This window comes from Cupriavidus taiwanensis (assembly GCF_900250115.1).
GTDB classification, from domain to species: domain Bacteria; phylum Pseudomonadota; class Gammaproteobacteria; order Burkholderiales; family Burkholderiaceae; genus Cupriavidus; species Cupriavidus taiwanensis_B.
On the sequence record NZ_LT984804.1, the window covers coordinates 2,357,130 to 2,383,648 of the forward strand.

General features: G+C 66.0%; 24 protein-coding genes. 14 read left to right on the plus strand and 10 right to left on the minus strand.

The window, feature by feature from the left end; genetic code table 11:
• The first annotated feature begins 21 nt into the window (after positions 1-21).
• Entirely contained in the window at positions 22-825 is an 804-nt protein-coding gene (locus CBM2586_RS27185; RefSeq protein ID WP_115666226.1) for a BPL-N domain-containing protein, read from the plus strand.
• A gap of 12 nt (positions 826-837) precedes the next feature.
• On the opposite strand, the gene CBM2586_RS27190 is transcribed toward CBM2586_RS27185, so the two are convergent.
• Entirely contained in the window at positions 838-1,986 is a 1,149-nt protein-coding gene (locus tag CBM2586_RS27190; RefSeq protein WP_115690945.1) for a hypothetical protein, read from the minus strand.
• A gap of 174 nt (positions 1,987-2,160) precedes the next feature.
• On the opposite strand from CBM2586_RS27190, the gene CBM2586_RS27195 reads away from it, so the two are divergent.
• A complete protein-coding gene (locus tag CBM2586_RS27195; RefSeq protein ID WP_115690947.1) occupies positions 2,161-2,475 on the plus strand; it encodes a DMT family transporter in 315 nt (104 codons plus the stop codon).
• A gap of 100 nt (positions 2,476-2,575) precedes the next feature.
• On the opposite strand, the gene bcsS is transcribed toward CBM2586_RS27195, so the two are convergent.
• Positions 2,576-3,298: a cellulose biosynthesis protein BcsS gene (gene bcsS / locus CBM2586_RS27200; protein WP_115691510.1), complete on the minus strand. Its 723-nt coding sequence runs from the start codon at positions 3,296-3,298 to the stop codon at positions 2,576-2,578.
• A gap of 16 nt (positions 3,299-3,314) precedes the next feature.
• Positions 3,315-5,459, minus strand: coding sequence for a glycosyltransferase (locus CBM2586_RS27205; protein ID WP_115691512.1), 2,145 nt, complete (start codon positions 5,457-5,459; stop codon positions 3,315-3,317).
• A 454-nt stretch (positions 5,460-5,913) separates the two neighbouring features.
• Here CBM2586_RS27205 and CBM2586_RS27210 point away from each other — a divergent pair, with 454 nt between their 5' ends.
• The 5 genes from CBM2586_RS27210 (at position 5,914) to CBM2586_RS27230 (ending at position 11,988) form a co-directional block, all read left to right on the plus strand.
• The gene (locus CBM2586_RS27210; protein WP_115691514.1) at positions 5,914-6,918 is read left to right on the plus strand and encodes a sigma-54 interaction domain-containing protein; all 1,005 of its coding nucleotides are present in this window, start codon (positions 5,914-5,916) and stop codon (positions 6,916-6,918) included.
• A 194-nt stretch (positions 6,919-7,112) separates the two neighbouring features.
• Positions 7,113-8,474 (plus strand): acyclic terpene utilization AtuA family protein, encoded by a 1,362-nt coding sequence (locus CBM2586_RS27215; RefSeq protein WP_115666221.1) that lies wholly within the window; start codon positions 7,113-7,115, stop codon positions 8,472-8,474.
• Between the two features lie 26 nt (positions 8,475-8,500).
• Positions 8,501-8,872, plus strand: coding sequence for a DUF4387 domain-containing protein (locus CBM2586_RS27220; RefSeq protein WP_115666220.1), 372 nt, complete (start codon positions 8,501-8,503; stop codon positions 8,870-8,872).
• Between the two features lie 106 nt (positions 8,873-8,978).
• Positions 8,979-10,007 carry a tripartite tricarboxylate transporter substrate-binding protein gene (locus CBM2586_RS27225; protein WP_115666219.1) on the plus strand — a complete coding sequence of 343 codons (1,029 nt, stop codon included), beginning with the start codon at positions 8,979-8,981 and terminating at the stop codon, positions 10,005-10,007.
• Between the two features lie 124 nt (positions 10,008-10,131).
• A complete protein-coding gene (locus CBM2586_RS27230) occupies positions 10,132-11,988 on the plus strand; it encodes an ABC transporter ATP-binding protein (protein ID WP_115666218.1) in 1,857 nt (618 codons plus the stop codon).
• A gap of 30 nt (positions 11,989-12,018) precedes the next feature.
• Here CBM2586_RS27230 and CBM2586_RS27235 read toward each other — a convergent pair whose 3' ends face one another.
• From CBM2586_RS27235 to CBM2586_RS27250, 4 genes are all read right to left on the minus strand, one after another.
• Positions 12,019-12,825: a fatty acid hydroxylase family protein gene (locus CBM2586_RS27235; RefSeq protein ID WP_115666217.1), complete on the minus strand. Its 807-nt coding sequence runs from the start codon at positions 12,823-12,825 to the stop codon at positions 12,019-12,021.
• A 129-nt stretch (positions 12,826-12,954) separates the two neighbouring features.
• Positions 12,955-14,334, minus strand: coding sequence for an MFS transporter (locus CBM2586_RS27240; RefSeq protein ID WP_115690949.1), 1,380 nt, complete (start codon positions 14,332-14,334; stop codon positions 12,955-12,957).
• 148 nt (positions 14,335-14,482) lie between these two features.
• Positions 14,483-15,757, minus strand: coding sequence for an iron-containing alcohol dehydrogenase (locus CBM2586_RS27245; RefSeq protein ID WP_115666215.1), 1,275 nt, complete (start codon positions 15,755-15,757; stop codon positions 14,483-14,485).
• A gap of 36 nt (positions 15,758-15,793) precedes the next feature.
• Positions 15,794-16,519 carry an alpha/beta fold hydrolase gene (locus tag CBM2586_RS27250; RefSeq protein WP_115690951.1) on the minus strand — a complete coding sequence of 242 codons (726 nt, stop codon included), beginning with the start codon at positions 16,517-16,519 and terminating at the stop codon, positions 15,794-15,796.
• 137 nt (positions 16,520-16,656) lie between these two features.
• Here CBM2586_RS27250 and CBM2586_RS27255 point away from each other — a divergent pair, with 137 nt between their 5' ends.
• Entirely contained in the window at positions 16,657-17,370 is a 714-nt protein-coding gene (locus CBM2586_RS27255; RefSeq protein WP_115666213.1) for a GntR family transcriptional regulator, read from the plus strand.
• Positions 17,371-17,420: 50 nt separating this feature from the next.
• Here CBM2586_RS27255 and CBM2586_RS27260 read toward each other — a convergent pair whose 3' ends face one another.
• Positions 17,421-18,104, minus strand: a complete 684-nt coding sequence (locus tag CBM2586_RS27260; protein WP_115666212.1) for a nitroreductase — start codon at positions 18,102-18,104, stop codon at positions 17,421-17,423.
• Between the two features lie 256 nt (positions 18,105-18,360).
• Here CBM2586_RS27260 and CBM2586_RS27265 point away from each other — a divergent pair, with 256 nt between their 5' ends.
• From CBM2586_RS27265 to CBM2586_RS27280, 4 genes are read left to right on the plus strand one after another with little or no spacing between them, the layout of a single operon-like run.
• Positions 18,361-19,479: an iron-containing alcohol dehydrogenase gene (locus CBM2586_RS27265; protein WP_115690953.1), complete on the plus strand. Its 1,119-nt coding sequence runs from the start codon at positions 18,361-18,363 to the stop codon at positions 19,477-19,479.
• On the plus strand, positions 19,479-20,897 hold the full coding sequence (locus CBM2586_RS27270) for an amidase (protein WP_115690955.1): 1,419 nt from the start codon (positions 19,479-19,481) through the stop codon (positions 20,895-20,897). The genes CBM2586_RS27265 and CBM2586_RS27270 overlap by 1 nt, the downstream gene beginning before the upstream one ends.
• A complete protein-coding gene (locus tag CBM2586_RS27275) occupies positions 20,894-21,808 on the plus strand; it encodes a tryptophan 2,3-dioxygenase (protein ID WP_115666209.1) in 915 nt (304 codons plus the stop codon). The genes CBM2586_RS27270 and CBM2586_RS27275 overlap by 4 nt, the downstream gene beginning before the upstream one ends.
• 25 nt (positions 21,809-21,833) lie before the next feature.
• Positions 21,834-22,880: a glutathione S-transferase family protein gene (locus CBM2586_RS27280; protein ID WP_115690957.1), complete on the plus strand. Its 1,047-nt coding sequence runs from the start codon at positions 21,834-21,836 to the stop codon at positions 22,878-22,880.
• Positions 22,881-22,971: 91 nt separating this feature from the next.
• Here CBM2586_RS27280 and wrbA read toward each other — a convergent pair whose 3' ends face one another.
• On the minus strand, positions 22,972-23,598 hold the full coding sequence (wrbA, locus tag CBM2586_RS27285; protein WP_115666207.1) for an NAD(P)H:quinone oxidoreductase: 627 nt from the start codon (positions 23,596-23,598) through the stop codon (positions 22,972-22,974).
• A 17-nt stretch (positions 23,599-23,615) separates the two neighbouring features.
• A complete protein-coding gene (locus CBM2586_RS27290) occupies positions 23,616-24,566 on the minus strand; it encodes a ring-cleaving dioxygenase (RefSeq protein ID WP_115690959.1) in 951 nt (316 codons plus the stop codon).
• Positions 24,567-24,880: 314 nt separating this feature from the next.
• Here CBM2586_RS27290 and CBM2586_RS27295 point away from each other — a divergent pair, with 314 nt between their 5' ends.
• Positions 24,881-25,798, plus strand: a complete 918-nt coding sequence (locus tag CBM2586_RS27295; protein WP_115690961.1) for a LysR substrate-binding domain-containing protein — start codon at positions 24,881-24,883, stop codon at positions 25,796-25,798.
• A gap of 27 nt (positions 25,799-25,825) precedes the next feature.
• The gene (locus CBM2586_RS27300) at positions 25,826-26,167 is read left to right on the plus strand and encodes a YciI family protein (RefSeq protein ID WP_172583415.1); all 342 of its coding nucleotides are present in this window, start codon (positions 25,826-25,828) and stop codon (positions 26,165-26,167) included.
• Positions 26,168-26,519 lie beyond the last annotated feature (352 nt).

Below are 26,519 nucleotides of genomic sequence, written 5' to 3' on the forward strand. Positions count from 1 at the left end.
TGACAAGACACGAATGCGGCGATGCCCAGGCCTCAGATCCTTACCTATGTCGACGCCGGCGCGTCGGACTGGACCGCATGCCTGATGCGGACCATCGGCCATCAGCTTCCGGCCGGGGAATACGAACTCCGCGCGGTGATGGCCAACGACATCCGGCACGACGCCACGCTGTTCGATGACGCGGTGATGTTCGTCATGCCGGGCGGCGCCGACCTGCCCTATTGCGCCTTGCTCAACGGCGCGCCGAACGCTCGCATCCGGCAGTTTGTCGAGCGGGGCGGCGTCTATCTGGGCATATGCGCGGGCGCCTACTACGCGTGCCGCGAACTGGCATTCCATGCCGGCACCCGCGGCGCGATCTGCGGCCCGCGCGAACTGCGCCTGGTGGACGCGGTGGCCGTCGGCTCGCTGCCGGAACTGACCGGAGGCAAGCTCTACGACGGCACGCCGCGCACCACGGCCGCGGTGGAGCTGCGGACCACCGACAAGCTGACCGACGTCCCGCTGTCGCTGTACACGCATTACCACGGCGGCTGCCGCTTCGACTTCGCCGACACCCCCGGCCCCGGGACCGAAGTCCTGGCGGTCTATGCAGGCATCGCCGGCACCCCGCCCGCGATCGTCAGCGCACAGGTCGGCAAGGGCCGCGCGCTGCTGACCGGGGTGCATCTGGAGATTTCGGAGCGGGAGTGCAAGGATGCGTTGCGTGGACACAGCGATATGTCCGAGTACCTTTATGTTTGCGACCGGCTGGCGGAAACCGGCGATGCGCGCCTGGCGGTGTTCCGGCAGTTGCTGGCGCAGGGTGGATTGTCGCTGGGCTGAGTGGGCGGCATCCTAGCGCGCCAACTTCTCCGCCGCATCCTCGGTAAAGTGGTAAAGGTGGGTATTGTCCGGCGCCTCGCTGACGCCCTCGCCGCTCGGGCGAAATTCCATATGGCGCCGGAATTTTTCGCTGTCGGCCCGGGCGTCGCGCTCGGCGGCCTGCAGCGCCTCGGCATAGGGCAGCGCCTCCTTCGATTTCTCGATCTCGAGCAGCAGCGTCTGTTCGTTGACCCGCACGCTGTACTTGCCGAGGTTGAACAGCAGGTACATCGCCAGCAGGTTGTCATAGTCCTGGTAGGCTCCGGCTTCGCGGCGGAAGTCCAGCGACAGCACCGACGGAAAGCGGTCCGGCAGGTCCTTGAAGGCGATCTGCTCTTCCTCTTGCGGATCGACATAGGTCGAGCCGCGATACTTCTTGTACAGCACCACATCCATGCCGTAGTTGCGCTGGCCCCATTCCCGGACCAGCTTCATCGCCATCTCGGTCGGGATATTGGCGTTGGCTGCCGCAACCAGGCGCTGTCCTGAAAACAGCGTCGCGCTGGTCACCTCAAGGTTGCGGTAGCCGGCGCCATACTTGAAAGCGGCACCTATGGTCTTGGCGCAGTTCAGGCGCAGGTAGTCGTAGCGGATCGGGCCGTGATGGTATTCGGTGTTGCTGCGTTGCTGGTGATAGTCGTCGTTGATGCGGCGGAAATACGCGGCCAGCGCCGCCTTGTGCGCCGCCGGCACGCCATAGACCCGCACCCCGATGACCGAGCGCTTGTAGATCTCGCCGAAGTCGAGCCCGAACGATGCGGTCTCGGCGACCGTGGATACGGTCTTGAACAGATATTCCTGCCTGGGGATGGCGATCATCAGATCGGTGGTATAGCGGCCGCTTGCGTGCGCGGGGTCCCGATCAGCGTAGAAATTGGCCGAATACACCACGTCGTCGCCGGCCGCATCGTCACGCAGCGCCAGTGCGATATGGCCGGCGGATCCGCCCTTGGAGGTGCCGAAGCTGATCAGCAGTTCCAGGTCATAGGGATCCTCGCGCAACCGTGCCGCAATCTGTCCGAGGTTGGCAGGCTCCGGCCCGCCCTTGCTGCCGAATGCGTTGGCCAGGGCCAGGCGCGGCAAGAGCAAGGCAATCGCGACGAACCACAGCACCAGCCTCATTATTTCCCCCGAATCTTTGCCGCCGGGCATGACCATGACATGCCGACGATACCATGGTGCACCTCGCCACGGCGCACGGCTGCGATCCGGTACAATGCTCCGCTTTCGAGGACGGCCTCGCCCATACTGGGTATGAATGTCCGGGACGGCCCGGCTCTTGATCAGGGAGCCGTCATGGCTTGGATATTTCTCGTCATCGCCGGAGTGCTCGAGGTGCTCTGGGCCTACTCCATGAAGCTGTCCGAAGGCTTTACCCGCCCGGGCTACTCGGCCATCACGATCGTGGCCATGATTTCCAGCTTTGCCCTGCTGTCCCTGTCAATGAAGAGCCTGCCGCTCGGCACGGCCTACACCATCTGGACCGGCATCGGCGCCGTGGGCGCGTTCCTGGTGGGACTGTTCGTGCTGGGCGAGCCCGCCAGCGCCGCCAGAATCCTGGCCGCCGCACTGATCGTCAGCGGGCTCGTGATGATGAAGGTCACCTCCTGAGGATCCGGCGCCGGGCTTGCCTTGCCCAAGCGCGCGGGCCAGCTTCGTCTGCTGCCCCGTGGTAGCCGCTTGCATCCGCAACGGCGCATCCGGTGTGCGCTCAGAACGCCTTGCTCAGCTCCAGCCCGCCATAGAAGGCGCGCGGCTCGCCCGCTGTCTTCTTGGCGCCGCCGAAGAAGCCCAGGTTCACGCCCTTGCCGATGGCAATGCCGGTCACGACCACGCCACCTTGCGTGGCATGGTAGAACGGATCGCCGTGCTTGATGAACTCCACCCCGGCCCAGGCATCGCCGAAGACCTTGTAGAGCAGGCGGCCGCGCGCCCAGTAGGCCCTGGGTCCGAAGTTGTAGCTGGCGATGCCGTTGACTGCCCAGTTCCGCGCAAACTCCTGCTGCCCCAGCAGGGTCAGCGCGAGACCCCATTCGCCGCCGTCGGACCGATTGTCCGCGCCCTGGGGCGATACTCGGTTGTAGCGGTAGCGTGCCCCGACCGAGGCCTCGGCCCAGCCGGTGGCCCAGCCTTTCTGCACGCCCAGCGCCGCCTCGGCGGCCTGTCCGTTTACCGACACGGTGGTACCGTTCGTACCGTACTTGTAGTGGTAATCGCTGACCACCAGCTTCTGCGTCAGGAACGGCACCGGCGTGAGGTTGCCGGCGATGCCGGCGTATTCGCTGCGTTCGCCACCGCCGGCAAAGCTGGCACCACCGAACAGGAAGGGGCCCGCCGCCGCCGGCAACGAGGCCAGCAGCAGGGCCAGCGGCAAGCCGCCGAGGAGTGTCGCCGCAAGCCGTCGGCACGCTGCGCCTTGGCCTCTGTACGCCATCATGGATTTTCCCGGGTTAAGCCGCGCTATGCGGTGCAATGTTGTAAAGGTGGAAGTCGCCGGTCGGCGTGGTCACCCGCCCCGTGGGCGTGAGCCGGATGGCCTGGTCATGGGTGGCGCCCGCGTGGGCGGCCTGCGCTTGGCGCAGGGTGGCGGCGGCGTTGAGGTCCAGTTCGATGCTGCTGAACAGCAGCGGCGCCGCGCCTTCGATGGTGGCGATGGCAACCGGCAGCATACCGACGCGCAACGGCTGCATCAATAACGCCGCGGCCCAGATATACGCGGCCGACGTCCGGCCCTCGTCACGCCTGAGTACCTCGGCAAGACGCGTCAGCGGCGGCGTCTCGGTCTCGCGCAGCGCGCCCATCTCGAGCTGGAGCCGGCTGCCGAACAGGAACGTTTCCAGCGCGCCGGTGTTGCCATCCGCGGTCCAGTTGAAGCGCAGGCCGACCGACATGGCGTAGGAAACGCCGGGCCGGGACGCCTTGACAAAGGTGGCGACAGCGGTGTCGCGGACAATGAGGTTGGGCAGATGCACCGCAACGCCCACCACGTCGCCCAATGCCAGGCCCGGCATCGCTTCGCCCAGGTACAGCGCGCCGTTCGGTGACAGGTCAGCGGTCAGCCCGAGATAGCTCTTGTCGTTGATGGTCAGCGTGGTCGGCACGCGCAGCGGAAAGCGGTATTCCGTGCGGCGATTGCGCGAGTGCTTGCGCGCGTAGGCGGCCACGGCAATGGCGGAGCCCAACGTCATCAGCGTCCAGAACAGCGTCACCAGGCCGGCGCCAAGCGCGAGGCTGCCCGTGTAAATCCGATACAGGCCGACCGGCACGCTGACGGCGGCCAGCGCGCACAGGACCAGCAGCGGCGACAGCCATAGCCACATCTTGCCGGTCTGCGACATCTGCTTGTCGGTGACCGCAAATGGGATATTTTTACGGAACAGGCCGACACTGGTCGACATGAAGGCGAAGAACCGCGCCATGGCGTACTGCTCGCTCAGGAACAGCGAGTTGTAGCCGCGCCCCAGTTCCAGGTGGACCAGGATCGAAAGCACGTAATACAGGCAGAACAGCAGCAGGAACGTGTTCAGCGGCGAGATGATCGGCAGCATGCCGGTCAGGAACACCACCGGCGGCGTCAGGAAAAAAACCAGCTTCTGCCAGCCCTCGAAGAAGAACAATGCCGAGGCCAGGTAATTGAGGCGCTGGCCGAGCGTGAGCCCGCGCCCGAACAGGATGTTCTCGCGCCGGAATACCTGCATCGAGCCCATGCCCCAGCGCATGCGCTGCTTCAGGTAGGTATCGATGCTGTGCGGCGCAAGGCCGAACGCCAGCGACTCGGCATGGTACACGGACTGGTAGCCGAGCTTGTGCATGCGGATCGCGGTGTGCACGTCCTCGGTCACGGTCTCGGTCGCAAAGCCGCCGATCCGTGCCACCGCGGCGCGCCGGATCACGGCACAGCTGCCGCAGAAAAACGCGGCATTGAGCGCATCCTTGCCGCGCTGGATCACCTTGAAGAACAACGCCTGCTCGTCCCACACCCGCTTCTTGCCCAGGCGGTGGTTGAAGGAATCGATGTTGAAGAAATCCTGCGGGGTCTGCACGAAGGCAACCCGCTCGTCACGGAAATAGCCCAGCGTCTTGACCAGGAAATCCTTGCGCGGCGCGTGGTCGGCGTCGAAGATCGCGATGAATTCGCCGCTGCTGTGCTGCAGCGCGTGATTGAGGTTGCCGGCCTTGGCGTGGGCGTTGTCGCCACGCGCCAGGTAGCGGCAACCCAGTTCCTGCGCCAGCGCCCGCATCGATTCCCGACGACCATCGTCAAGCAGCCAGGTTGCATGCGGATAATCCATGCGTATCACCGCCAGCAGCGTGCGGCGAATCAGCTCGACCGACTCGTTATAGGTCGGCACGTAGACGTCGACGGCCAGGCCCGGCTCAGGCGGCGGCGGCGCGCGCACCGAAAGCCGGTACGTCATCAGCACGAAGAGCAGGCCGCTGAGATAGCCGTAGACCTCCGCCGCATAGAGCGGAATGGAGAACAGCGGGACCGAAAGATTGATTGTGTCGATCCGCCAGGCGAGATACGCCAACCCCATCAGCACGTACGCCAGCACCAGCAGCCTGATGGCCCGGCCGGGCTGTTCAGTTGTCATGTCTTCGTTCATTGTTATTTTTCTTCGGTCACCAGGACCATGGGACAAGAACGCAAGAGGTCAAGCGACGTTGACCAATACAGAAGGCATCAGCGATTCCCTGCCATCCGGGGGAATCCATTGCGGATGGCCCGATCGGGGCCGTCATGCGGATGCATCCCACGGTGCAAGACCGCAACGCCGTCCGGTTACAGCATATAAAGAATTGGCGCATTCCGTAAGTCGTGCGAAGACGAAAACCGGCGCGGTATCCATGAACCTTGCGGCAGCGTGCGGCGGATTTAAATCGCGCTAATCTCAGAGTTCAGTGAATGCGCCGGCCGCGTGCGCGCAAATGGTGTGCGGGCGGATACCGCCACCACCCGGCCCCACTCTGGCGGCTCGTTTAGAATTTTGCGCGTGCGAGGCGATCCGGATGGGTTCGCCACACACCCTGATCCATCAATCATTCGCCATGACCGCCCCCCTGGAACTCGTCGGAAACCATCCGTCGGTCGCCGCCTTGCGCGACCTGGTGGCACGCGTGGCAAGAAGCCAGGCGCGCACCGTCCTGCTTTACGGTGAGACCGGCACCGGCAAGAGCCTGGTGGCGCGCATGCTGCACCAGCAATCCAGCCGCGCGCACGCAGAGTTCATCGACATCAATTGCGCGGCCATACCGGGCCAGCTGCTGGAGTCGGAGTTGTTCGGCCATGAACGCGGCGCGTTCACCGGCGCGGTGGGCAAGAAGGAAGGGTTGGTCGAGGCCGGCAATGGCGGCACGGTGTTCCTGGATGAGGTGCGCGAACTGGACCTGGTGATGCAGTCCAAGCTGCTGACGCTGCTGGATACCCGGCGCTTCCGCCGCGTGGGCGCGATCCGGCCGATCAGTGTCGATGTGCGCTTTATCGCCGCCACCAACAAGATCCTGCTCAGCGAAGTGAATGCCGGCAAGTTCCGCGAGGACCTGTACTACCGGCTGCAGGTCATCTCGATCAATATCCCGCCCTTGCGCGAGCGCGGCGACGACATCCTGCTGCTGGCGCACCATGCGCTGCAGCGCTACAACCGCCAGTACGGCAGCCGGATGGAGCGGATCGACCCCGAAGTCGAGCGCATTTTCCGGGCCTACCGCTGGCCCGGCAATGTGCGCGAACTGGAGAACCTGCTGGAGCGCATCTGCCTGCTCGAGACCGGCAATTGCGTATTGCCCGCACACCTGCCAGCGCGCATCCTGCGCGAGCTGGACGTCGCTGCGACCCCGGCCAGCGCCCTGCCCCTGACCGCCCCGCCGCCGGCACGCGAGGCGCCAGCGGGGCCGCTGGACTACTACGCCGCCACCGCGCGCTTCCAGGCCGGGTTGATCGAACAGGCCGTGTCGGCCTGCGGCGGCAATCTCGCCGAGGCCGCGCGCCGGCTCGGACTCAGCCGCCATGCGCTGCGGCACCAGATGAGCAAGCTGGGATTGCCCTCGGGCTGAGCCGCGCGTGTCGCACGCAATGGCGTGAAATGCACGCAATCCAGGTGCGTGACTTTCGCGCGGAGAGCCGCCTTGCAGTCCCAGGCCTTTGATCCTGAAGGAAATTTGCTTCATCGTCCGGCTGGCACAGCTTCTGCGTATTGGGTGTCACGTGACTCGCTTTAACGAAGCGACACCTAACCGGAGAATGTTGAATGCAGTCGCTGAAGATCATTTGCCCCAATGGCCATCTCGGCTTTGCCCCGCTGCGCACGGGCAGTTTCGAGATCGGCGTTGCCGCCGCACCGGACTACATCGCGGCCGATTCGGGCAGCGATGATGTCGGTCCGGTGCCGCTCGGCTCGGATACCTCCACCAGTCCTGAAGCGTGGCAGCGCCACGATCTCGAGCACATGCTGCTGGCCTCGCGGCGGCTGGGCGTGCCGATGATCATCGGCTCGGCCGGCGATACCGGCACCAACAGCCGCGTCGACCGCTACGTCGAGATCCTGCGCGACCTCGCGCAACGGCATCGCCTGCCGCGCTTTCGCATCGGCTACTTTTATTCCGAGGTGCCGAAGTCGCTGGTGCGGGAACAGCTGAACGCCGGGGAAACCATCCGCGGCCTCGACGGCTTTGCCGACCTGACCCTGGCGGAACTGGATGCCACCGACCGCATCGTCGCCATGGCGGGCGTGCATCCTTACCTGGAACTGCTGCGCCAGGGCGTCGATGTCATCATCGGCGGCCGCAGCTCCGATGCCGCGGTGTTCGCCGCGCCGGCGCTGCACCATGGCTTTGCCGCCGACCATGCCTACTACCTGGGCAAGGTGCTGGAGTGCGCCTCGTTCTGCGCGGAGCCGTACGGCGGCAAGGAGACCGTGCTGGGCGAAATCACCCACGACGACGTCCGCGTGACGGCCATGCATCCCGAGCAGCGCTGCACCATTGCCTCGGTGGCCGGGCATGCGATGTACGAGCGCTCCAATCCGTTCGAGGAATTCGTCGCTGGCGGCAGGCTCGACATGAGCCAGTGCCGCTACGAGCAGCTCGACCCGCGCACCACCCGCATCACCGGCGCCCGCTTCGAGCCCGCGCCGCAGGTGCGCGTCAAGCTGGAGGGCTCGGGCAAGGTCGGCGAGCGCTACGTGGGCCTGTGCGGCATCCGCGACCCGTACACCATTGCCAACGTCGACCGCGTCATTGCGTGGGCGCGCGAACAGGTGCGCGCGCGCTTCGGCGACACCGGCTATTCGCTGCACTACAACGTTTATGGGCGCGACGGGGTGATGGGCGAACTGGAACCGCTGCGCGACCGCCCCGGCCACGAGCTTTGCGTGATGGTGCAGGGCGTGGCGCCCACGCGCGAGATGGCGGAGGAAGTCACGATGATCGGCCTGCGCCAGATGTTCTACGCGCGGCTGCCGGATGTGAAGGGCACCGCCGGCTCGGTGTCGTTCCCGCTGGACGAGGTGCTGCACGCCAGCGCCGCCTATCGCTGGACGCTGAACCATACGATGGAAGTGCGCGATCCGCTCGCGCTGTTCCCCACCCATATCGTCGAAGCCGGCGTCTGACGCGCCACGTTGCCAGGGAAACCACCATGACCATTGCCAACCACCCCTCGCCCTCCCCGGCCACCGCGGCCGCAGCAGCGCCGACGCAGCCGCTGCAAGCGCTCGCCAAGACCATCCGCAGCAAGAACGCCGGCGTCAACAAGATCACGTTCGACATCATTTTCCGCGAGCAGGCCGAGTATGAACGGGTCAAGCGCTCGCGCGTGCTGACCCGCGAAAGCGTGGCCGCGCTGTTCCGCGTGCCGGTGGCGCGCATTTCCGATTTCGTCGAATACGATCCGGCCTTCGCCATCAAGTTCACCATGTACCGCGCGCAGCCCAGCGGCAGCGCCGGCGATGGCGACATTTTCGGGGCGCAGCAGTATGCGCCGCTGCTGACGCTGGAGATCCCGGCCTGATGCTTCCGCGCGGCCTGGCGTGCCCGGCCCGCTCCGGGGCACGCCGGCCGCTTCCGCAGCGTTGCCCGCTGCCTTGCTGCAACACGACGAGTTTCGGGGAAGACCTATGGACAAGACCCTTTTCAAGCGCACCTGGCAACGGCTGGCATACCGCCTGCCCGCGGCGCTGACCGCGGCCGTGCTGGCCGCCTCTGCACTGCCCGCCTCCGCCGCGCCGGCGGAGCAAGCGGCCGCGGTGCCGCCGCTGATGCGGATCGTGGTGCCGTTCTCGGCGGGCGCCAGCAACGACGTGATCGCGCGCGCGATCGCGCCGGCGCTGGCAAAGCGCCTCGGCAACACCGTGATCGTGGAGAACCGTCCGGGTGTCGCGGGCGTGCTGGGCGCGGACTACGTCGCCAAGGGCCCGCGCGACGGCTCGGTGCTGCTGCTGACCTCATCGACCTTCCTGACCGCTGCGGCCACGCAGGCGCGCTCGCCATATGACCCGCTGACCGCGTTCGCGCCGGTGGCGCTAGTGGCCGACGGCCCGCTGCTGCTCGCGGTGTCGTCCACCAGCGCGGCATCCCGCTCGATCCGCACCCCCACCGAGCTTATCGCCGCGGCGCGGGCCAGGCCGGGAACGATCAGCTACGGCTCGGCCGGGGTGGGTTCGCTCGGCCAGCTCGCGACGGAACTGCTGTGCGACACCTCGAAGGTCCAGATGATGCACGTGCCGTACAAGGGTGCCGCCAACGCGCTGATCGACCTGGCCGCCGGGCAGATCGACGTGATGATGTCGAACTACAGTTCCATCGCCACGCAGATCAAGTCCGGCAAGGTCAGGCCGCTGGCCGTTACCTCCGCCGTGTCGAATCCCGCGTTTCCGGACTTGCCGCCGCTGGCCGCATCGGTGCCGGGCTATGGCATCGAGATCTGGGTCGGCGTGCTGGCGCCGGCGGGCGCGCCCGCCGCGCTGGTGCAGCGGCTCAATCGCGACATTGCCGAGATCGCCGCGTCGCCGGAGGTGCGCGCCATCCTCGAGCCGGACGGCTCGCGTCCGCTGGCCGCGACGCCCGCCGAGTTCGGCGCGCGCATGAAGCAGGATCTTGCGCAGTGGAAGCGCATCGCCGTGGAACGCAAGATCGTCGCGGAATAGACGCTGCCTGCACGCCCTGCACCGCCGCGCCCGCGGGGGTAGAATCTGCGCCTCACACCGAAGAAGGCCAACCTGGTCCGCATGCCGGCTGAATGGCGGGCCTTCTGTCGTTTCGGAGGACCCCGTGCTGCGCGCGTTCGAACGTCTGCTTGATCCCTTCCCGCCCGACGAGGCACCGCCGCCGCCCAAGGGCCTGGCGGCCTTCCTGTGGGCCTGCACCCGCGGCACCCGCCGCTATTTCGTCGCGCTGGCGCTGCTCAGTGCCGGCGTGTCGATCTACGAAGCGTGGCTGTTCTCCTTCCTCGGGCAAGTGGTGGATCTGCTGGCGGCGTGGCAGGGTAACCGCGACGCATCGGCACAGGAACAGCGCGTGCTGTGGGGGATCGGCATCGTGCTGCTCACCAGCATCGGCCTGGTGGCGCTGCGCACCATGGTGCAGCACCAGGTGCTGGCGATCAACCTGCCGCTGCGGCTGCGCTGGGATTTCCACCGGCTGATGCTCAGGCAGAGCCTGTCGTTTTTCTCCGATGAATTTGCCGGGCGCGTCACCACCAAGGTCATGCAGACCGCGCTGGCCGTGCGCGAGGTGCTGTTCACCTTCATCGAGATCGTGCTCGCCATCGGCGTGTACTTCATCACCATCATCGCGCTGGCGGGCGGCTTCGATTTCCGGCTGATGCTGCCCTTCATCGGCTGGATCGTGCTGTTCGGCCTGGCCATGCTGTATTTCGTGCCGCGCCTGGGCCAGGTCGGGCAGGAGCAGGCCCATGCCCGCTCGTCGATGACTGGCCGCGTCACCGACGCCTACACCAACATCACCACCGTCAAGCTGTTCTCGCACACCCGGCGCGAGGCCCACTTCGCGCGAGCGGCGATGGAGGATTTCAAGGAAACCGGGTTCCGGCAGATGCGCCTCGTCAGCCAGTTCGAGGTCGTCAACCAGGCCCTGGTGGTGGGATTGATTTTGGCGGCGGGCGGCTATGCGCTGTGGCTGTGGCATGGGGCCGAGATCGGCACCGGCGCGGTGGCCGCGGTCACCGCCATGGCGCTGCGCATCAACGGCATGTCGCACTGGATCATGTGGCAGATGGCCTCGCTGTTCGAGAATATCGGCACGGTGCAGGACGGCATTGCCACGCTGACGCACGTGGCCAAGGTCCAGGACGCGCCCGGCGCGCCGGCGCTGCAGATCCGGCGCGGTGAAGTGGAATTCGACCAGGTCCGCTTCAACTACAACGGCGAACGCCAGGTGCTCGACGGCCTCAGCCTGACCGTGCGTCCCGGCGAGAAGATCGGGCTGGTGGGCCGCTCCGGCGCGGGCAAGTCCACGCTGATCAACCTGCTGCTGCGCTTCTACGACGTGGACAGCGGCCGCATCCGCATCGACGGGCAGGACATCGCCAGGGTGACACAGGACAGCCTGCGCGGCGCCATCGGCATGGTCACCCAGGACACCTCGTTGCTGCATCGCTCGATCCGCGACAACATCGCCTACGGCCGCCCCAACGCCACCGACGCGGAAATCCGCCACGCCGCCGTGCACGCCCAGGCCGACGACTTCATCCGCCAGCTGAGCGACCAGCATGGCCACACCGGCTACGACACGCTGGTCGGCGAACGCGGCGTCAAGCTCTCGGGCGGACAGCGCCAGCGCATCGCGATTGCGCGCGTGATGCTCAAGAACGCGCCGATCCTGCTGCTGGACGAAGCCACCAGCGCGCTGGACTCCGAGGTCGAAGCCGCGATCCAGGAAAGCCTGGACGAAATGATGGAAGGCAAGACCGTGATCGCGATCGCCCACCGCCTCTCGACCATCGCCGCCATGGACCGCCTGATCGTGATGGACCAGGGGCGCATCATCGAACAGGGCACGCACGCCGAATTGCTGGCGAAGAACGGCACCTATGCGCGGCTGTGGCGGCACCAGAGCGGCGGCTTCCTGGGTGAAGAGCAGGACGAGGCGACGGACACGGTGGCGTAGCGCGGCTGGCGATCGTCAGCACGCGGCCGGCTAGGCGGCCATCGCCCGGCGTTCCTCTTCGTCGAGCACGGGCCCGTCCAGCGTCACGCGCGAATGGTCGGTGCGGAACTTCCGGATGATCGGTTTCAGTTCTTCCTTGACGTGCGCTTCGGAGTACCCGTTGAACAGGTGCCCGAGCAGGCCGCGGCGCAGGTCCGACGTGCCCATGATGTAGTCGGCGATCGGGAAGGTGAGGTTCATGTTGTACTTCATCATGATGCCCATGTTGTGATGCGCGGTGTGGTGGCGCCGGATCGTGTTGATGAACGGCATGTTGCGCACGAACCAGTTGTCGTGCACGTGGCAGCAATAGTGGAAGGTTTCGTAGATCAGGTACTGCGCCACCATGGTGATGAAGACGAAGTAGCCGGCGTTGGCGTTGAAGATCAGCGATGCCAGGTAGCCCAGGCCGCCGCCGCCCACGCCAAGCGTCGCCAGCACGCGCCACGGGAAGAACACGATGCGGAATTCGCGCGTGGTGTCGATGGTGGGCTCCTGGTCGGTGAAGTACTGGTGGTGCTGGCGCGTGTGGCGCTCGTAGATGGCGCGCAGCGCAAAGACATTGATGCGGCGGTGCATGACATAGCCGTGCATGAACCACTCCACGAAGTTTCCCGCCAGGAATACCGGCAGGATCAGCGCCCACTCCCAGCTCACGCCCTCGAGCCGCTGGATCGCCCACCACAGCGCGCCGATGCCGACCCCGTAAATCACCGCGATATGCAGCAGGCCGTTGTAGAGCGGGCTGATATCGGCCTTGTATTGTTCCCTGAACTTGCGTTGGCGTTCCGTCATCATGATTGCAAACTCCCTCACACTGCGCCGCACTAACATATCAGTTGGATATAAAAATGCGGCGACCCAAAAAATGCCCCTGCAGGCCAGGGGCGCCAAGGCAGGCGCGGCTGGACGCCGCGCGGCGAACCGTTAATGCGAGACTTCCTCGAGCGCCTTGCCGCGGGTTTCGACCCCCAGCAGCAGCACCGCCGCTGCCGCCACCGCAAAGGACAAGGCGCCAAGCGTGAAGACGCCGCCCTGCCCCGTCACCGGCAGCAGCACGCCGACCAGGTAGGGTCCGGCCAGCGAGCCGATGCGGCCAATCGACGAAGCAAAGCCGGAGCCGGTCGCGCGGGAGCGGGTGGGGTACAGCTCGGGCGTATAGGCATAGAGCACTGACCACATGCCGAACAGGAAGAACTGCATGCACAAGCCCGCGGCGATCAGCTGCTCCACCGGCAGCCGGTGCACGGCCGCCTGGCCGTAGGCATACGCGGCCACGGCGCTGCCGATCAGCATCAGCGCGCAGGTCGGCTTGCGGCCCCACTTCTCCAGCAGCCATGCCGAGAAGATGAACCCGGGAATGCCAGCCAGCGAGATATAGACCGTGTAGAGCACCGACTTGGTCACGGCATAGCCGGCCTGCTGCAGCAGCGCCCCGAGCCACGTGGTCAGCCCGTAGTAGCCCAGCAGCGCAAAGAACCAGACCGACCACAGCATGATGGTGCGGCGCGCATAGGGGCCGCTCCACAACTCCATGAAGCGTGCCTTGCGGCTAGGCGCCTGCGTGCCGCCGAAGGTGGCCGACACCGCCGGCAGCGGACGGCCCGAGGCGCGTTGCACGCGCTGCTCGATGCCCGCCATCACCGTATCCGCCTCAGACTTGCGGCCGACATCCTCCAGCCAGCGCGGGGACTCGGGCACCACGCGGCGCACCACGAACACGAACACGGCCGGCACCGCCAGAGCGATAAAGATGCCGCGCCAGCCGATCACCGGCAGCAACAGGTAGGTCAGCGCGCCCGCCGTGATAAAGCCGATCGGCCAGAAGCCCTCCAGGACCGCGACATACTTGCCGCGGCTTTTGGCCGGCACGATCTCGGACACCATCGACAGGCCGATCGGAAACTCCATGCCCATGCCGAACCCGAGCAGCACCCGATAGATCATCAGCGAGGTCACGCTGTCCGCCAGCCCGCACATCAGGCTGCCCACGCCCCAGAAGATCATGCTGACCTGGAACACCGGCTTGCGGCCGAAGCGGTCGGCCAGCAGCCCGGCGATCGCCGCGCCCAGGAACATGCCGAGGAAGCTGGAACTGGCCAGCAGGCCGGCCTGCGCCGCGCTCAGGCCGAACTCCGCCTTGATCGAGCCCAGCACGAACGTCATCAGGCCAAGATCCATCGAATCGAAAAACCACGCCGTGGCGATGATGCCGAACAGCGAGCGCTGGTAGCCGGTCATCGGCAATCGTTCCAGCCGTGCCGCGATACCCGCCTCCAGCTTGAGGGCGCCTGCAGACATATCCATGGTTGTCTCCTGTGTCAATGAGACGCGCTCTGTGGTGGCGCGCTTCGTAATATATTAGTTGCACATTGCGGATGTGCAAGTAATGGTTTACCGCCAGACAGCCTCCGGCCAGGGAAACGTCAAGTCGGGAATGCGCCCTGTCGGCGCCCTATGCCACCCGGCGCGGTTGCGCAAGGGCGTGCGCGGCCCCGGACAGCGTGCCGGCCCACGCCTTGCGTACCATGGCGCCGTATCGCGCGGCAACGTCGGGCACAGGAAACGCCTTGGCCAGGCGTGTGACCGCCAGGGCGTCGCGCACCAGCGCATCGACGTCGCCCGGTCCGATGCCGCAAGCCTGGAGCGTGGTCGGCAGGCCGACGGCCGCGACCAGTTCGCGCACCACGACCGGCACGCGTGCCACGGCGATACCGGCATCGCCGTCGGAGATGTCCAGCAGGCGCGCAATGGCCAGCAATTCCTCGCGGCGCACGTCGGCCAGCGCATCGAGCACATACGGCAGCATCACCGCGTTGGTGGTCCCGTGCGACAGGTGCGTCTGGCCCGCGACGGCGTAGGCAATGCCATGCACGGCATTGAGTCCCGCGCTGCCGTATGACAGCGCCGCATAGACGCTGGCGTAGCTCATGCCGATACGCGCTTCGCTGTCGCTTCCGTCCTGGTAAGTGCGCAACAGGTAGCGGCCGCACAGGCGGATCGATTCGTGCGCAAACAGCATCGTCAGCGCGTTGCGGCCGCTGTAGCCCGGGTCCGCTTCGCCGCCGCGGTCAAAGCTGGCGGAATCGATTGTCAGGTAGGACTCGATGGCATGGGTCAGCGCATCGATGCCGGCATCCGCAGTGACCCGCGGCGGACAGGTGTAGGTGAATTCGGGATCGACCAGCGCCACGGCCGGGCGCAAGCGGTTGTCCATGACTGCCACCTTGGTGGCGTTGTCCGGATCGACCAGGATGGCACCGGGTGTTGCTTCCGAGCCCGTGCCGGCCGTGGTGGGCATGGCGACCAGCGGCAGGATCGGCGTGCCGGGGTCGATGCTGCCAAGGAACGCGCGCACCGGCTTGCCACCGGGCAGGGTCAGGCACAGCGCCTTGGCCAGGTCGATATTGCTGCCGCCGCCCAGCGCAATCACATGGTCGACCGGCATGCCGTCCAGGCGTTCGCGCACCGCCGCCGTGGCTGCGTCGCACAGCGTGGTAGTGGGATCGGGCATGCCGCCGTCACAGACCAGCAGCTCCACGTCGTGCGCGCGGGCGCCGGCGACGAGTTCATCCACCCACGGCGTGGCACCCGTGAAGAACGTGTCCGTCACCAGCAGGCCGCGGCGATAACCGAGCCGGCGCAGCAGCGCGGGCAATTGCTTGCGGCAACCAGCGCCCATGACCAGCCGCGACGGCGCGCAGAAATATACGAGGTCTTCCACTCTCATGCTGTCTCCTGTGGGGTGATTTCGGCTTGTCGGGGGCTATGCCAGCTGCGCGGGCCAGCGCGCCCGCAGCTGACTGCCGATCTGCCGCATGCGTTGCGTCAGCACGCCATGGCCGGCGCCGTGCAGCACGAGCAGTTCGGCATCGGCAATGCCGTTGGCCAGCATCTCGCCGTGGGCCAGCGGGCAATCGTCGTCGTCGCTGCCGTGGATGACGAGCGTGCGGCAGCGCACCCGGCCCAGCGCGTCACGCTGGTCTGTGTGGCGGATCGACTCCCAGGTCCACGCCACCGTGCGATGGTCTGCTGCCTCGCGCAGTCCGAGCCGCCGCTCGCGCGTGGCAATGGCTTCGAGCAAGGTCTCGCCGGGCGCGGCCTCGAACCATCGCACCGCGTTCAGCCGCGGCGTGCCGGATACCAGCAACAGCTCTGCTGGCATCGGCTGTGCCGGGTTCTTGTTCGCACCGTCAAGATAAGCCAGCGCCACGGAGACGCCCATGCTCCAGCCGGCCAGCACGAACGGACCGCGCACGTGGTTGCGGAGCGTGCGGCGCAGCACTTCGGCGCCGGCATCGAGCGAGCAAGCGTGTGCGTCGGCAGGCGGCATCGCCCTGCCGCGCCCGGGGAGATTGGGCAGGACGAAAGTGCAGCGATCGGCCAGTTGTTGCGCCAACGGCAGCCACGCGGCGCGCGTGCCCTGGATGCCATGCACGGCCACCACCGTCACCGGGCCGTGCCCAGTGACCAGTACGTCATCATTGGTCATGCCGCCTCCCCACACATCTAATATATTAGTAGGATAGTAGCAGAATGCACCGCCTGCGCAAGCCTCGGATGTGCTGTGCATAGAAGCTACGTATGGCTCATATACAATGGGCTTTCCGTGCCCACAGACCCCTGGCCATGAATGCAAGAACCGCCACCCGCCCGCGCGCCGCGGCCTCACCAGAGCCTGAAGAGGCCGTCAGCCAGCGCGGCAAGCTGACCGACCTGGCCTACGAGCAGATCGAGGAAGCCATCGTGACGCTGCAGCTGGCGCCAGGCAGCTCGGTGTCCGAGCTGCAGCTGAGCGACATGACCGGCATCGGTCGTACCCCGATCCGGGAAGCGATCCAGCGGCTGGCGCGCGAGCACCTGATCATGGTGCTGCCACAGCGCGGCCTGCTGATCGCGCCGATCGACGTCGGCAAGCAGCTGCGCCTGCTCGAGACCCGCCGCGAGGTCGAACGCCTGATCTGCCGCAGCGCCGCCCGGCGCGCCACGCCCGAGCAGCGCGATCATTTCAAGCGGCTGGCCAGGGAATTCGAACAGTCCTCACGCAACGGCGACGATGTCGCCTTCGTCCGCGCCGATCGCGAATTCAACGAACTCTGCCTGGTGGCGGCGCGCAATGAATTCGCCGATGGCGCCATGCGGCTGATGCACGGCCTGTCGCGCCGGTTCTGGTACCTGCACTACAAGGAAGCTGCCGACCTGCCCACCATGTCGAAGCTGCACGCCGCCGTGGCCTCGGCCATTGCGCGCGGCGAAGTCGACGGCGCCGGCGCTGCGCTCGACGCGCTGCTGGACAATATCGAGGAGTTCACGCGAGCGACAGTGCTGGGGGACTATCGCTAGTCCGCAGGGTGGGAACGCCATTGGCGCCCATCCGCCTGGCAGTCCGCGCATCAGCTCATCACAAACGAGACAAAGTCCTCCAGTTCCAGCCGGTGGAGCTCCATGTTGTTCTCCGGAATACTGTTGTCCGCGTAGCCGAGCGACATGCCGGCCACGATCATTTCTTCACCGGGGATGCCAAGGCCCTCACGAAGCACCGCCGATTGCAGCGACCAGATCTGCTGCGGACAGGTATCCAGCCCGCGCGCACGCGCGGCCAGCATGATGTTCTGCAAGAAGCAGCCATAGCAGAGGAAGCTCGCCCATTCCAGGCGCTTGTCCATGGTGAAGATCAGCCCCACGGGCGCATCAAAGAACCGGAACTGCCGTTCGACGTCGCGGCGGCGCCCCACGATATCGCTCCTTGGCACGCCCTGCGCATCGCCCAGCATCCCGCGAAACGCATTAAAACGCGAAGCGAACGGCGCCGGCAGCTCCTTGGGAAAGAACGGATATTCGGGAGCGAGTCCCGTGGGCGCGGCGCGGTACGCTTCAACCGCGGCTTCCGCGATCTTGTCGCGCGCCTTGCCGGTCAGCACATAGCACCGCCAGGGCTGGGTATTGCTGGAACTCGGCGCGTATTTCGCAACGGACAGGATGTCCTTGACAGTCTCGGTCGACACCGGGCGGTCAAGGAAACCGCGCTTGCTGTGGCGTCCGCGAATCAGCGCTTCCGTCAATTGAATTGCCTCCATCGTCATGCCTCCGATCTAGTAGTGGGGTCGCTGGGATGGAAAAAATCATAGACATCTCTTCGGCCTTGTGAAGATAGCAAGCCTGGAAAGCTCCGTCCGGAAACTGCGAACGACCAGCACCCATCCGCCCAGGCCAGCGTCCAGATTCCGGGACGCTGCGTTCCGCGATTCCGCGCGCACGCGCACAGCCGATTCGCCTATCTTCCCACTCAGGTCGGAACCCCGATCCCATACGAACACATGGTGGAGATGTGGAATGAATCAGTTGAAATGCCTGCCGCAGGAAGAGATTGTCTGGGGACTCGACGTGCTGCAAAACGTCGCAGCCTCGATGGGAAACTACGGCATCCGCCGCCCGATCACGTTCACCGTCGAGTTCCTCGACGCCTTGAACCGCGAGCACCTGCAGCCGGCCATTGGCGACAGCGTGGGTACTTTCACCGCCCTGCCGGCGCATGTTCCCGATGTTGCCGTCCATGAGGGGCTGCGCGCGTGCATCGGGGCCCATGCGGAATCGATCATCGCCCTTGGCGGCGGCTCCGTGCTCGACGCCGCCAAGGCAGTCTCGCACCGCCACTTCCAGCAGACCGGCCGCTATCTGCCGATTGCGGCGATTCCGACGACGCTGTCGGGTTCGGAGTTCTCCCACTATTTCGGCGTGACCGAGACAGATGGTCGACGCAAGTTCAAGCGCAGCCATGCCGTTCGCGAAACCACGCCGAGGCTGGTGGTGCTCGACCCGCGGATGATTGTCGACACTCCACGCATGTTGCTGCTGAGTTCGGCCATCAAGGGCATCGACCATGCCGTGGAAGGCATGCGCCGGGTGGACGTTGACCATCCCCATGCCATCCTGGCCGCCCGGGGCGTGGAGCGCTTCCTGGCCGTACTGGAGCAGTGGCCGCGCAAGCTGGAAACGCGCGAAGCCATGGCGGGCGGCCTGGTCTCGACCGACGACCTGCTGCAGCTTCAACTGGCCGCGTGGCAGTGCTATTTCTACCCCGCATCGGTCATTTACGGGCTGAGCCATCGCATCGGACACATCCTCGGTGGCACCTTCGGCGTCCCTCACAGCCTGACATCATGCATATCGCTGGCGCCCGTCATCCGTGCCTGTGCCGGCGCCTATGGCGGCAAGCTCGATATCTTCTCCACGGACTGCGGCCGCCGCACGCCGGCTGCCTTCCTCGCGGACCGCATCGAAGCCGCCGTGGACGCATTGCAACTGCCGAGCCGCCTCCGCGACCTCGATTTCGATCGGGCCAGGCTTCCCGAGGTGGCGGCGCTGCTCAAGCAGAACTATCCGGCCGAGGTCGGCGACCTCGCCGACAATGCGGACACCGGGCTGGATGCGCTGCTGGAGAGCCTGTGGTGATGAACCGCCAGCCCGCCGACAGCTTCCCGCACCCCGCTGGCCTGCGCGACGCCCTCGAGGCCCTGGCCAGCCGGCAGATCACCGCGAAAGGCCTGATCGAAGAGGCTATCCGCCGTGCGCAAGCCTGCAAGCAAGCGCTCAATGCGTTCGCCGCCATTGACGCGGAACGCGCCTTGCAGGCCGCGGCGGAAAGCGACCGCCGCTACGGCGAAGGCAGCCAGCGTCCGCTGGAGGGTCTGCCGATCACGATCAAGGACCTGATTGACACCCAGGGCATCGAAACAAGGTACGGATCGGCGGCGTGCCGCGGCAATGTTCCGGCTGCCGATGCCGACATCGTGAAGGCATTGACGGCATGCGGCGCCATCGTCATTGGTAAGACCACCACCCACGAATTTGCATGGGGCGTGACGACCGCCAGCCCAAGCTTCGGCGACACCCTGAATCCCCTCGACCATGCCCGCATTCCCGGCGGCTCCAGCGGTGGCGCCGCGGCGGCGATCGCGCATGGCGCGGTCCTGGCGGGCGCAGGCACCGACACCGGCGGCTCGGTCAGGATTCCGGCCGCGCTCTGTGGTGTCGTGGGCTTCAAGCCGACGCTGGGCATGCTTTCCACGCGCGGCGTGTTTCCCCTGGCGCCCACCTGCGACCATGTCGGCCTGCTGGGGGCACGGGTCGATGACGTGCGGATGCTCGCCGATGCAGTCGGCGTAGCGGCGCCTCCAGTGGATGCCAGGCCTCGCGCCCGGCTTGGCATTGTCAGGCACATCGCGCCGGTGCCGCGGAGCGAGGAAGTTGCGAGTGCTTTCGATGCGGCGGTGGAGCGAATGGCACAGCGCTATGCCTGCGAGGACCTGAGCGGGAGCCGGTCAGATGCCATGTTCGCCACCGTGTTCGATGCCTTCGCGGCCATCGTCCTTATCGAAGGCGGCATCGAGCATCTGCGCCGCCACGACTGGGAACGCATCGCCACGCAATACAACCCGGAGACAGTCGACCGGCTGCGGCGCGCGCAGGCCATGGACCTGCGCGCTTATGCGACGGCCCAGCAGGCGAGGCGGGACTTCACCGCCCGGCTGCATGGCGCGATGTCGACCCTCGACTTTCTCGTGCTGCCGACCTGCCCTTGCACCGCCCCACCCCGCGATGCTGGCACGGTCGACATCGGCGCCTGGACCGGCACCGTCCGCGAGGCCCTGATGACCTACACCGCCCCGTTCAACCTCGCGGGGTTTCCCGCCATCTCGATTCCCCTGCCGTCCCGCCACGGCGGCCTGCCGGCGGCATTGCAGATTGTCGCCAGGCCCGGCGGCGACGGCGCGCTGCTGCAGGTCGCGCAGCAGGTGGAATCCATGCTGGCGCCTGCCTCGGTTGCCCAGGATTCGCCTGGCCACACCACCACAAGGAGACCAGAATGAACGATACCGTCAAGTCCGCATCGCTGGCGCCGGCGGATGCGCCCGCCGGACGTACGCCATACAGCGACTGGTTGCAGACCGACCTGCTCCACTCGCTGCAGCACCCCGTCAGCGACCATCCCGGCGAGTACGCCTGGATCGTATCGGCGCAGGTGTCCGAGCTCTACTGGATGCTGATCATCCGCGAGATCCAGGCCGCGCAGGCGCAACTGCGCGCCGACGACCTGGCCGGGGCCTGCCGCACGCTGCGGCGTGTCGTTGCCCACCACGAGCCGCTCAATGCCACCTGGCGCTCCATCGCCTGGATGACGCCCGTCGACCTGCTGGCCATCCTGTCATGCGTTGGGCCCAGGTACGGCAAGGACACCGCGCTGCAGGGCTGGACGTTCCGCCAGATGGTGTACCTGCTCGGCATCAAGCAGGGCGAGCACCTGCAGCACTTCCTGCCGCAACCCCAGCGCTGGCAGCAGCTCAGCACGGCGCTGGCACAGCCAAGCCTGTACGACGACGTGCTTGCCCACCTAGCCCGCCAGGGCTTCGCCGTGCCGGTGACGGCACTCGAGCGGGACTTTAGCGTGCCCTACACGCCGGACCCGGCGGTAGAGAAGGTCTGGCGCGAGGTCTACGCCGTGCCGGACCGGCACCGCGAACTGCAGCAGCTTGGTGAAACGCTGGCCGATATCGCGGAGGGATTCTGCGCATGGAAGCACCTGCACCTGATGGCAACGCGCCGCACCTTCGGCGCCCGGCCGGCGTACTTCGGCACCGAAGGCATTGCCTGGCTGCTGCCCACCATGAACGAGATCCCGTTCCCCGAACTGTGGTCTGCGCGTGGCCTCATCGGCGATGCGCCCGCGGTGTGTCCGCACGGCAGCAGGCAGCAACACGCCCCGGAAAATGGGACAACGTAACTGACCATCGAACAGGAGGAAACCCATGCCCAATGTTTTCATGAGCAAGCTGGCGGCCAGTGCCCGCGGTGCCATCGCCGATTCCGCGCGGATCACCATCGTGGGAAACGATGCAAACCCGCGCTTCGAGCTGTTCCATGCGGCCAGTTCCCTGTGTTCCCAGAAGGTCCGCACAGTGCTGTTCGAGAAGCAGTTGCCATACCGGTCGAACGACATGCTGATCCTGAGCGCGATGGGTCCGGACGGCGTTATTCCGGCGGAGCACTATCACCCGCCCTATGTCCGCCTGCGGCTGATGGCCGGACGGGAAATCGGGCGCGACTTCGTCAGCGGCTATAGCGGGCGCCCTGCCGTGGACACCGACGGTTTCGATCCCTGCGCCGTGCCGTTGCTCGTCGACTACGAAGCCTCGCGCGTGATCGCGGATTCGCGGCGGATCTGCTGCTATCTGGACGCGGTCTCCCGCGCACCGGTCCAGCTCATGCCCGACGAAGAGGGGGCGCGTGCCGCGGTGGTGCGCCAAATGCAGATCGTTGACCAGATGCCGAACGGCGCCATGCTCTACGGCGCGCACCCCGATGCCGACCGGCGGCCGGACGCCCTCAAGACGGTCATGGAAACCGTGTACGACCACAAGATCGCAGCGATCGAGGACATGCTCGACGGCAATGCCGAAGACGCCGAACTCGTTACAGCCTATCTTGCCAAGCTCGCCAAGGAGCGAGGCGGGCGGGCGGTCCGCCGCGATGCCGCATTCCAGCGCGCGGCCCGCCAACACGCCGCAGCCGCGTTGCAGGAGCTGGAGCGCACCCTGCTGGCCTCGCCATCTCCATATGTTGCGGGACATGCGTTCTCTCTGGGGGACGTGCTGTGGGGCGTCAACCTGGTGCGGCTGTCGTATCTGGGGCTGGCGCCGATGTGGGACGACCTGCCCCACGTTGGCCGCTATATCAACCTGCTGGCCAAGCGACCCTCGCTTTGCAGGGAGGCGGTCCGCGCCACGATCGACTCGCTCCCGCCATCGCCACACATGGATGCCCTTGGCGCCCGCGCGGAGGCGGCGCCGGCCTGAACGGCAACCATCCTGTCATCGGTGTGTGCCGATGACGACATCGGGCGGAGACAGCCAGTCTCCGCCCATTCTTTTCGTCAACGCCTTGCTTTCAGGCCGCCACCGGCTCCGGCTGAACGCGCAGAGCACGGGCGACGGTCGTCACCCGGCGGCCCTGGTACCGCGCAACGTCGAGGTGGTCGTCGTCGGGCTTGACGGTGTCGCGGTGCGAGACATGCGTTGCGCCGTACGGGGTGCCGGCCTTGAACATCGCGGCGTCGGCGTAGCCCAGCGGCACGATGATCAGCCCCAGGTGCGCCATGGGGGTGTAGGCCGCCAGCAGCGTGGCTTCATTACCGCCGTGGCGCGAGGACGTCGAGCCGAACACGGACCCCACCTTGCCGTTCAGCTTGCCCGCGAACCAGAGGCCGCCAAGTCCGTCGATAAAGGCCTTCAGTTCGGTCGAAATGGTGCCGAACCGCGTCGGCGTGCCGAACACGATGGCGTCGGCCCATTCGGCATCCGCTTCGGTCGGCGCATCGTATTTCGCATTCATCTCGGTGGCGTTCTCGAGCCAGCCCGGCGCCTGCCGCATGACGTCGGGGCCAACCACCTCCCGCGCCCGCCGCATGCGGACCTCAGCGCCAGCCTCGAGCGCCCCTTCGGCGACAGCCTTGGCCAGCACCTCGGTGGAGCTGTTCCGTGAATAGAAAACGATCAGTACCTTTGGCTTGCGCATGTCGGTCTCCGGCAATGTCATGCTGAAATGGGCTCGAGCCGGCCCAGCAGTTCATCCTTGCGGTCCACCAGCCAGGGCGGGAGGTGGAACGCTTCGCCGAGATGGCCGGGGTCTTCATCAATGGCGAAGCCGATGTCGGTGGTGGCCGCTTCGAACATCACGCCGCCCGGCATCTTGAAGTACATCGAGCGGAAGTAATTGCGGTGCACCGATTCGGAGGTATCGATGTAGCCCAGCGCGAACAGCTTTTCCTTCAGGATCGCCTGCTGCTCGACGTTGTCCACGGCGAAGGCCACATGATGGATCGTGCCTTCGCCGTAGGTCGACGACCCCTGGAGGCGGTCCGGCTCATGCAGGAACTCGACGATCATGCCCGGGCCGCCGGTGTAGGTCTCGAAGCGGTAGTAGGATCCGGCCTGTCCCACGCTGCGGAAGCCAATCACTTCGTTCATGAAGCGGATCGATTCGGCGACATCGCGCAGCGACAGCGTGATGCTATGGACGCCGCGGATGGCATGGGCCTCGGGAATATCGCTGGCGAGGCACGCCGGACGCGCGTCGAGGTCCGATTCGACGAGGTCAAACTCGATGCCGCATGGATGCTGGAACCGCTGTCGACGCTCGCCGAAACGCTCGACGATCTCGCGGTCGTACGGCACCGCCATGGCATCGAAGCGGCGGCGCCAGAATTCCAGCGAGCCCACAGGCACCGAGTAGTTGATGATTCTCACCTGGCCCGACCCCTGGCGCGCCATGACGCCTCGCTGGCGAAACGGAAACGACGTCACCAGCGTGCCTGGATCGCCGTTCGCGTTGCCGTAGTACAGGTGGTAGATGGGATCCTCGCCATCGAGCAGCACGGTCTTCTTCACGAGGCTCTGTCCGAGCAGCTTGACATAGAAGTCCACATCTTCCTGCGCGTGGCGCACGCCGACGGTCAGGTGATGAAATCCCTTGAGTATGGTCATTGTCCTCTCCAGTTTGGCATTGGCATGTGGAAACAGCGTGGCGCCGCTCCTGCGCAACAGCTTATGACGACGGATTTCGCTTGGGCAGCCGCCGGGGTTGCACGCAGGGTTCGGCAAACTTGGACGATGGCGTCCTGTGTGGCATGGTGCATCCGCCGGGCGGGAGAATGCCTGGTCGACGCCGGCGCTGACGCGGCGGCGCCAAGGGCTTGTGCGGGTGGCGCCGGATCGCGGCCATGGAGTATGATCCGCGACACCAACTCGCTTCCCGATCATCGCCGCCGCCATCGGTATGGCCGGTGAGTCGCCATGCCATGCTCGACCTGAAGGACGTCTATTACTTCGTACAGGTGGTGGACCGTGGCGGATTCACGGCGGCTGGCGAAGCACTGCGGCTTCCGAAGTCAACGCTGAGTCACCGCGTAAAGGAACTGGAGGGCTCGCTAGGCGTGCGGCTGATCAACCGGACATCGCGCCATTTCGCAGTGACTGAGGTGGGTCACGAGTTCTACCAGTACGCCATGGCGCTGATGCGCAGCGCCGACCTTGCAGAGGAAGCCATGCGTCAGCGCCTGGCGGAGCCAAGCGGCGTCATTCGCGTGACGACGGCAACCGACATCGCCCAGTTCGCGCTGCGCCACGTCTTGCCGACCTTCCTCTCCGACCATCCCAAGGTGAGGATCCAGGAAACTGCCACGGACAGGATCGTGGACATCGTCGGAGAAGGCTTCGACCTGGCGATCCGGGGCCATGTCGGGCAACTGCAGGACTCCAATCTGGTCCAGCATCCGCTGGCGAGGACGCCGTGGTATCTGTTCGCGGGCCCCGACTATCTGGAACGGACCTCGGTGCCGGCGCAGCCCGAGGAGCTTGCGTCTCACGCCATCATCGCCATGGCGGGCAAGAGCGCGTCGCAATGGCAACTGCTGGGACCGGACAAGCGCGTGGCGACAGTGCCGTTCGAACCGCGATTCCTCAGCAATAGCCTGATCTCGCTGAAAGAGGCGGCGTGCGCCAACGTTGGCGTCGCCGCGCTGCCGGTGTACGCGTGCCAGGCGGAGCTGAAGGCCGGCTCGCTCAGGCAGATCTTGCCGGAATGGATTGCGGCGGACGCTCGTATCACTGCCCTCATCCCCTATCGCACTGGCTTGCTTCCAGCGGTCCGCACGATGGTGGACTATCTCGCCGTGGTGCTGCCGAGGGTGACGGCGTTCGACCACCACTACAGATAGGACCGGCCTCAACGGAAGGATCCAACCATGACGAAATACCTGATCTCCTTTCCTGCAAGCGCGATGCAAGTCCCTGCCGAGGACGTTGCCGCCGTCGGTGAAGCCGCACGCGAGGTCATACGCGAGGCGAAGGCTGCAGGCGTGTACGTGTTCGGTGGGGGCATCAATGCGGCTGTCGCACCATGCATGGTTGCCTCGGACGGCACGGTCACAAACGAAACCTATCCCCAGACGAAGGAGTTCGACGGCGGCTTCTGCGTGCTGGAACTCCCGTCGCGCGAAGACGCCACCCTGTGGGCGGCAAAGATCGCCAAAGCTTGCCGCTGCTCGCAGGAGCTCCGCGAGTTTGGATATGACCCTGAGAGCTGACGGCCAGCGCCCCGGGAGAGCCGACGCCATAGCGGCGCCGCTCCTTGCCTGCGCCCACGCGGCTCAGCCAACGTCAAAAGGGCTAAATCGATAGCCGTCGCCAGGAGCGACTTGCTTCGCGCGGTGGACCGTTCGGTATCCGGACTCCGGACGCGCAAGTCTGCGGAAAACCCGGAACAGCAAGCTCTATCCAGCCGGAATACCTACCGGTGCAGGACTGGTCCCGTGTTTTACAATGCCGCGCAGCGGTGCAGCATCAACGGGTGGAAGGTACGAATCCTGCTTGGCTGGACCCAAACATCGAGGAGCATGACCGAATGACAATTTCGCTGCATCAGCGGCAACCTTGCCG

Bases quoted from the DNA above. Each gene is read 5' to 3' on its own strand.
- CBM2586_RS27195 (WP_115690947.1), top strand. From the start codon at position 2,161: ATGGCTTGGATATTTCTCGTCATCGCCGGAGTGCTCGAGGTGCTCTGG.
- CBM2586_RS27265 (WP_115690953.1), top strand. From the start codon at position 18,361: ATGAATCAGTTGAAATGCCTGCCGCAGGAAGAGATTGTCTGGGGACTC.
- wrbA (WP_115666207.1), bottom strand. From the start codon at position 23,598: ATGCGCAAGCCAAAGGTACTGATCGTTTTCTATTCACGGAACAGCTCC.
- CBM2586_RS27300 (WP_172583415.1), top strand. From the start codon at position 25,826: ATGACGAAATACCTGATCTCCTTTCCTGCAAGCGCGATGCAAGTCCCT.
- CBM2586_RS27275 (WP_115666209.1), top strand. From the start codon at position 20,894: ATGAACGATACCGTCAAGTCCGCATCGCTGGCGCCGGCGGATGCGCCC.
- CBM2586_RS27220 (WP_115666220.1), top strand. From the start codon at position 8,501: ATGACCATTGCCAACCACCCCTCGCCCTCCCCGGCCACCGCGGCCGCA.
- CBM2586_RS27240 (WP_115690949.1), bottom strand. From the start codon at position 14,334: ATGGATATGTCTGCAGGCGCCCTCAAGCTGGAGGCGGGTATCGCGGCA.
- CBM2586_RS27290 (WP_115690959.1), bottom strand. From the start codon at position 24,566: ATGACCATACTCAAGGGATTTCATCACCTGACCGTCGGCGTGCGCCAC.
- CBM2586_RS27255 (WP_115666213.1), top strand. From the start codon at position 16,657: ATGAATGCAAGAACCGCCACCCGCCCGCGCGCCGCGGCCTCACCAGAG.
- CBM2586_RS27205 (WP_115691512.1), bottom strand. From the start codon at position 5,459: ATGACAACTGAACAGCCCGGCCGGGCCATCAGGCTGCTGGTGCTGGCG.
- CBM2586_RS27190 (WP_115690945.1), bottom strand. From the start codon at position 1,986: ATGAGGCTGGTGCTGTGGTTCGTCGCGATTGCCTTGCTCTTGCCGCGC.
- CBM2586_RS27210 (WP_115691514.1), top strand. From the start codon at position 5,914: ATGACCGCCCCCCTGGAACTCGTCGGAAACCATCCGTCGGTCGCCGCC.
- CBM2586_RS27270 (WP_115690955.1), top strand. From the start codon at position 19,479: ATGAACCGCCAGCCCGCCGACAGCTTCCCGCACCCCGCTGGCCTGCGC.
- bcsS (WP_115691510.1), bottom strand. From the start codon at position 3,298: ATGGCGTACAGAGGCCAAGGCGCAGCGTGCCGACGGCTTGCGGCGACA.
- CBM2586_RS27245 (WP_115666215.1), bottom strand. From the start codon at position 15,757: ATGAGAGTGGAAGACCTCGTATATTTCTGCGCGCCGTCGCGGCTGGTC.
- CBM2586_RS27215 (WP_115666221.1), top strand. From the start codon at position 7,113: ATGCAGTCGCTGAAGATCATTTGCCCCAATGGCCATCTCGGCTTTGCC.
- CBM2586_RS27185 (WP_115666226.1), top strand. From the start codon at position 22: ATGCCCAGGCCTCAGATCCTTACCTATGTCGACGCCGGCGCGTCGGAC.
- CBM2586_RS27295 (WP_115690961.1), top strand. From the start codon at position 24,881: ATGCTCGACCTGAAGGACGTCTATTACTTCGTACAGGTGGTGGACCGT.
- CBM2586_RS27260 (WP_115666212.1), bottom strand. From the start codon at position 18,104: ATGGAGGCAATTCAATTGACGGAAGCGCTGATTCGCGGACGCCACAGC.
- CBM2586_RS27225 (WP_115666219.1), top strand. From the start codon at position 8,979: ATGGACAAGACCCTTTTCAAGCGCACCTGGCAACGGCTGGCATACCGC.
- CBM2586_RS27250 (WP_115690951.1), bottom strand. From the start codon at position 16,519: ATGACCAATGATGACGTACTGGTCACTGGGCACGGCCCGGTGACGGTG.
- CBM2586_RS27235 (WP_115666217.1), bottom strand. From the start codon at position 12,825: ATGATGACGGAACGCCAACGCAAGTTCAGGGAACAATACAAGGCCGAT.
- CBM2586_RS27280 (WP_115690957.1), top strand. From the start codon at position 21,834: ATGCCCAATGTTTTCATGAGCAAGCTGGCGGCCAGTGCCCGCGGTGCC.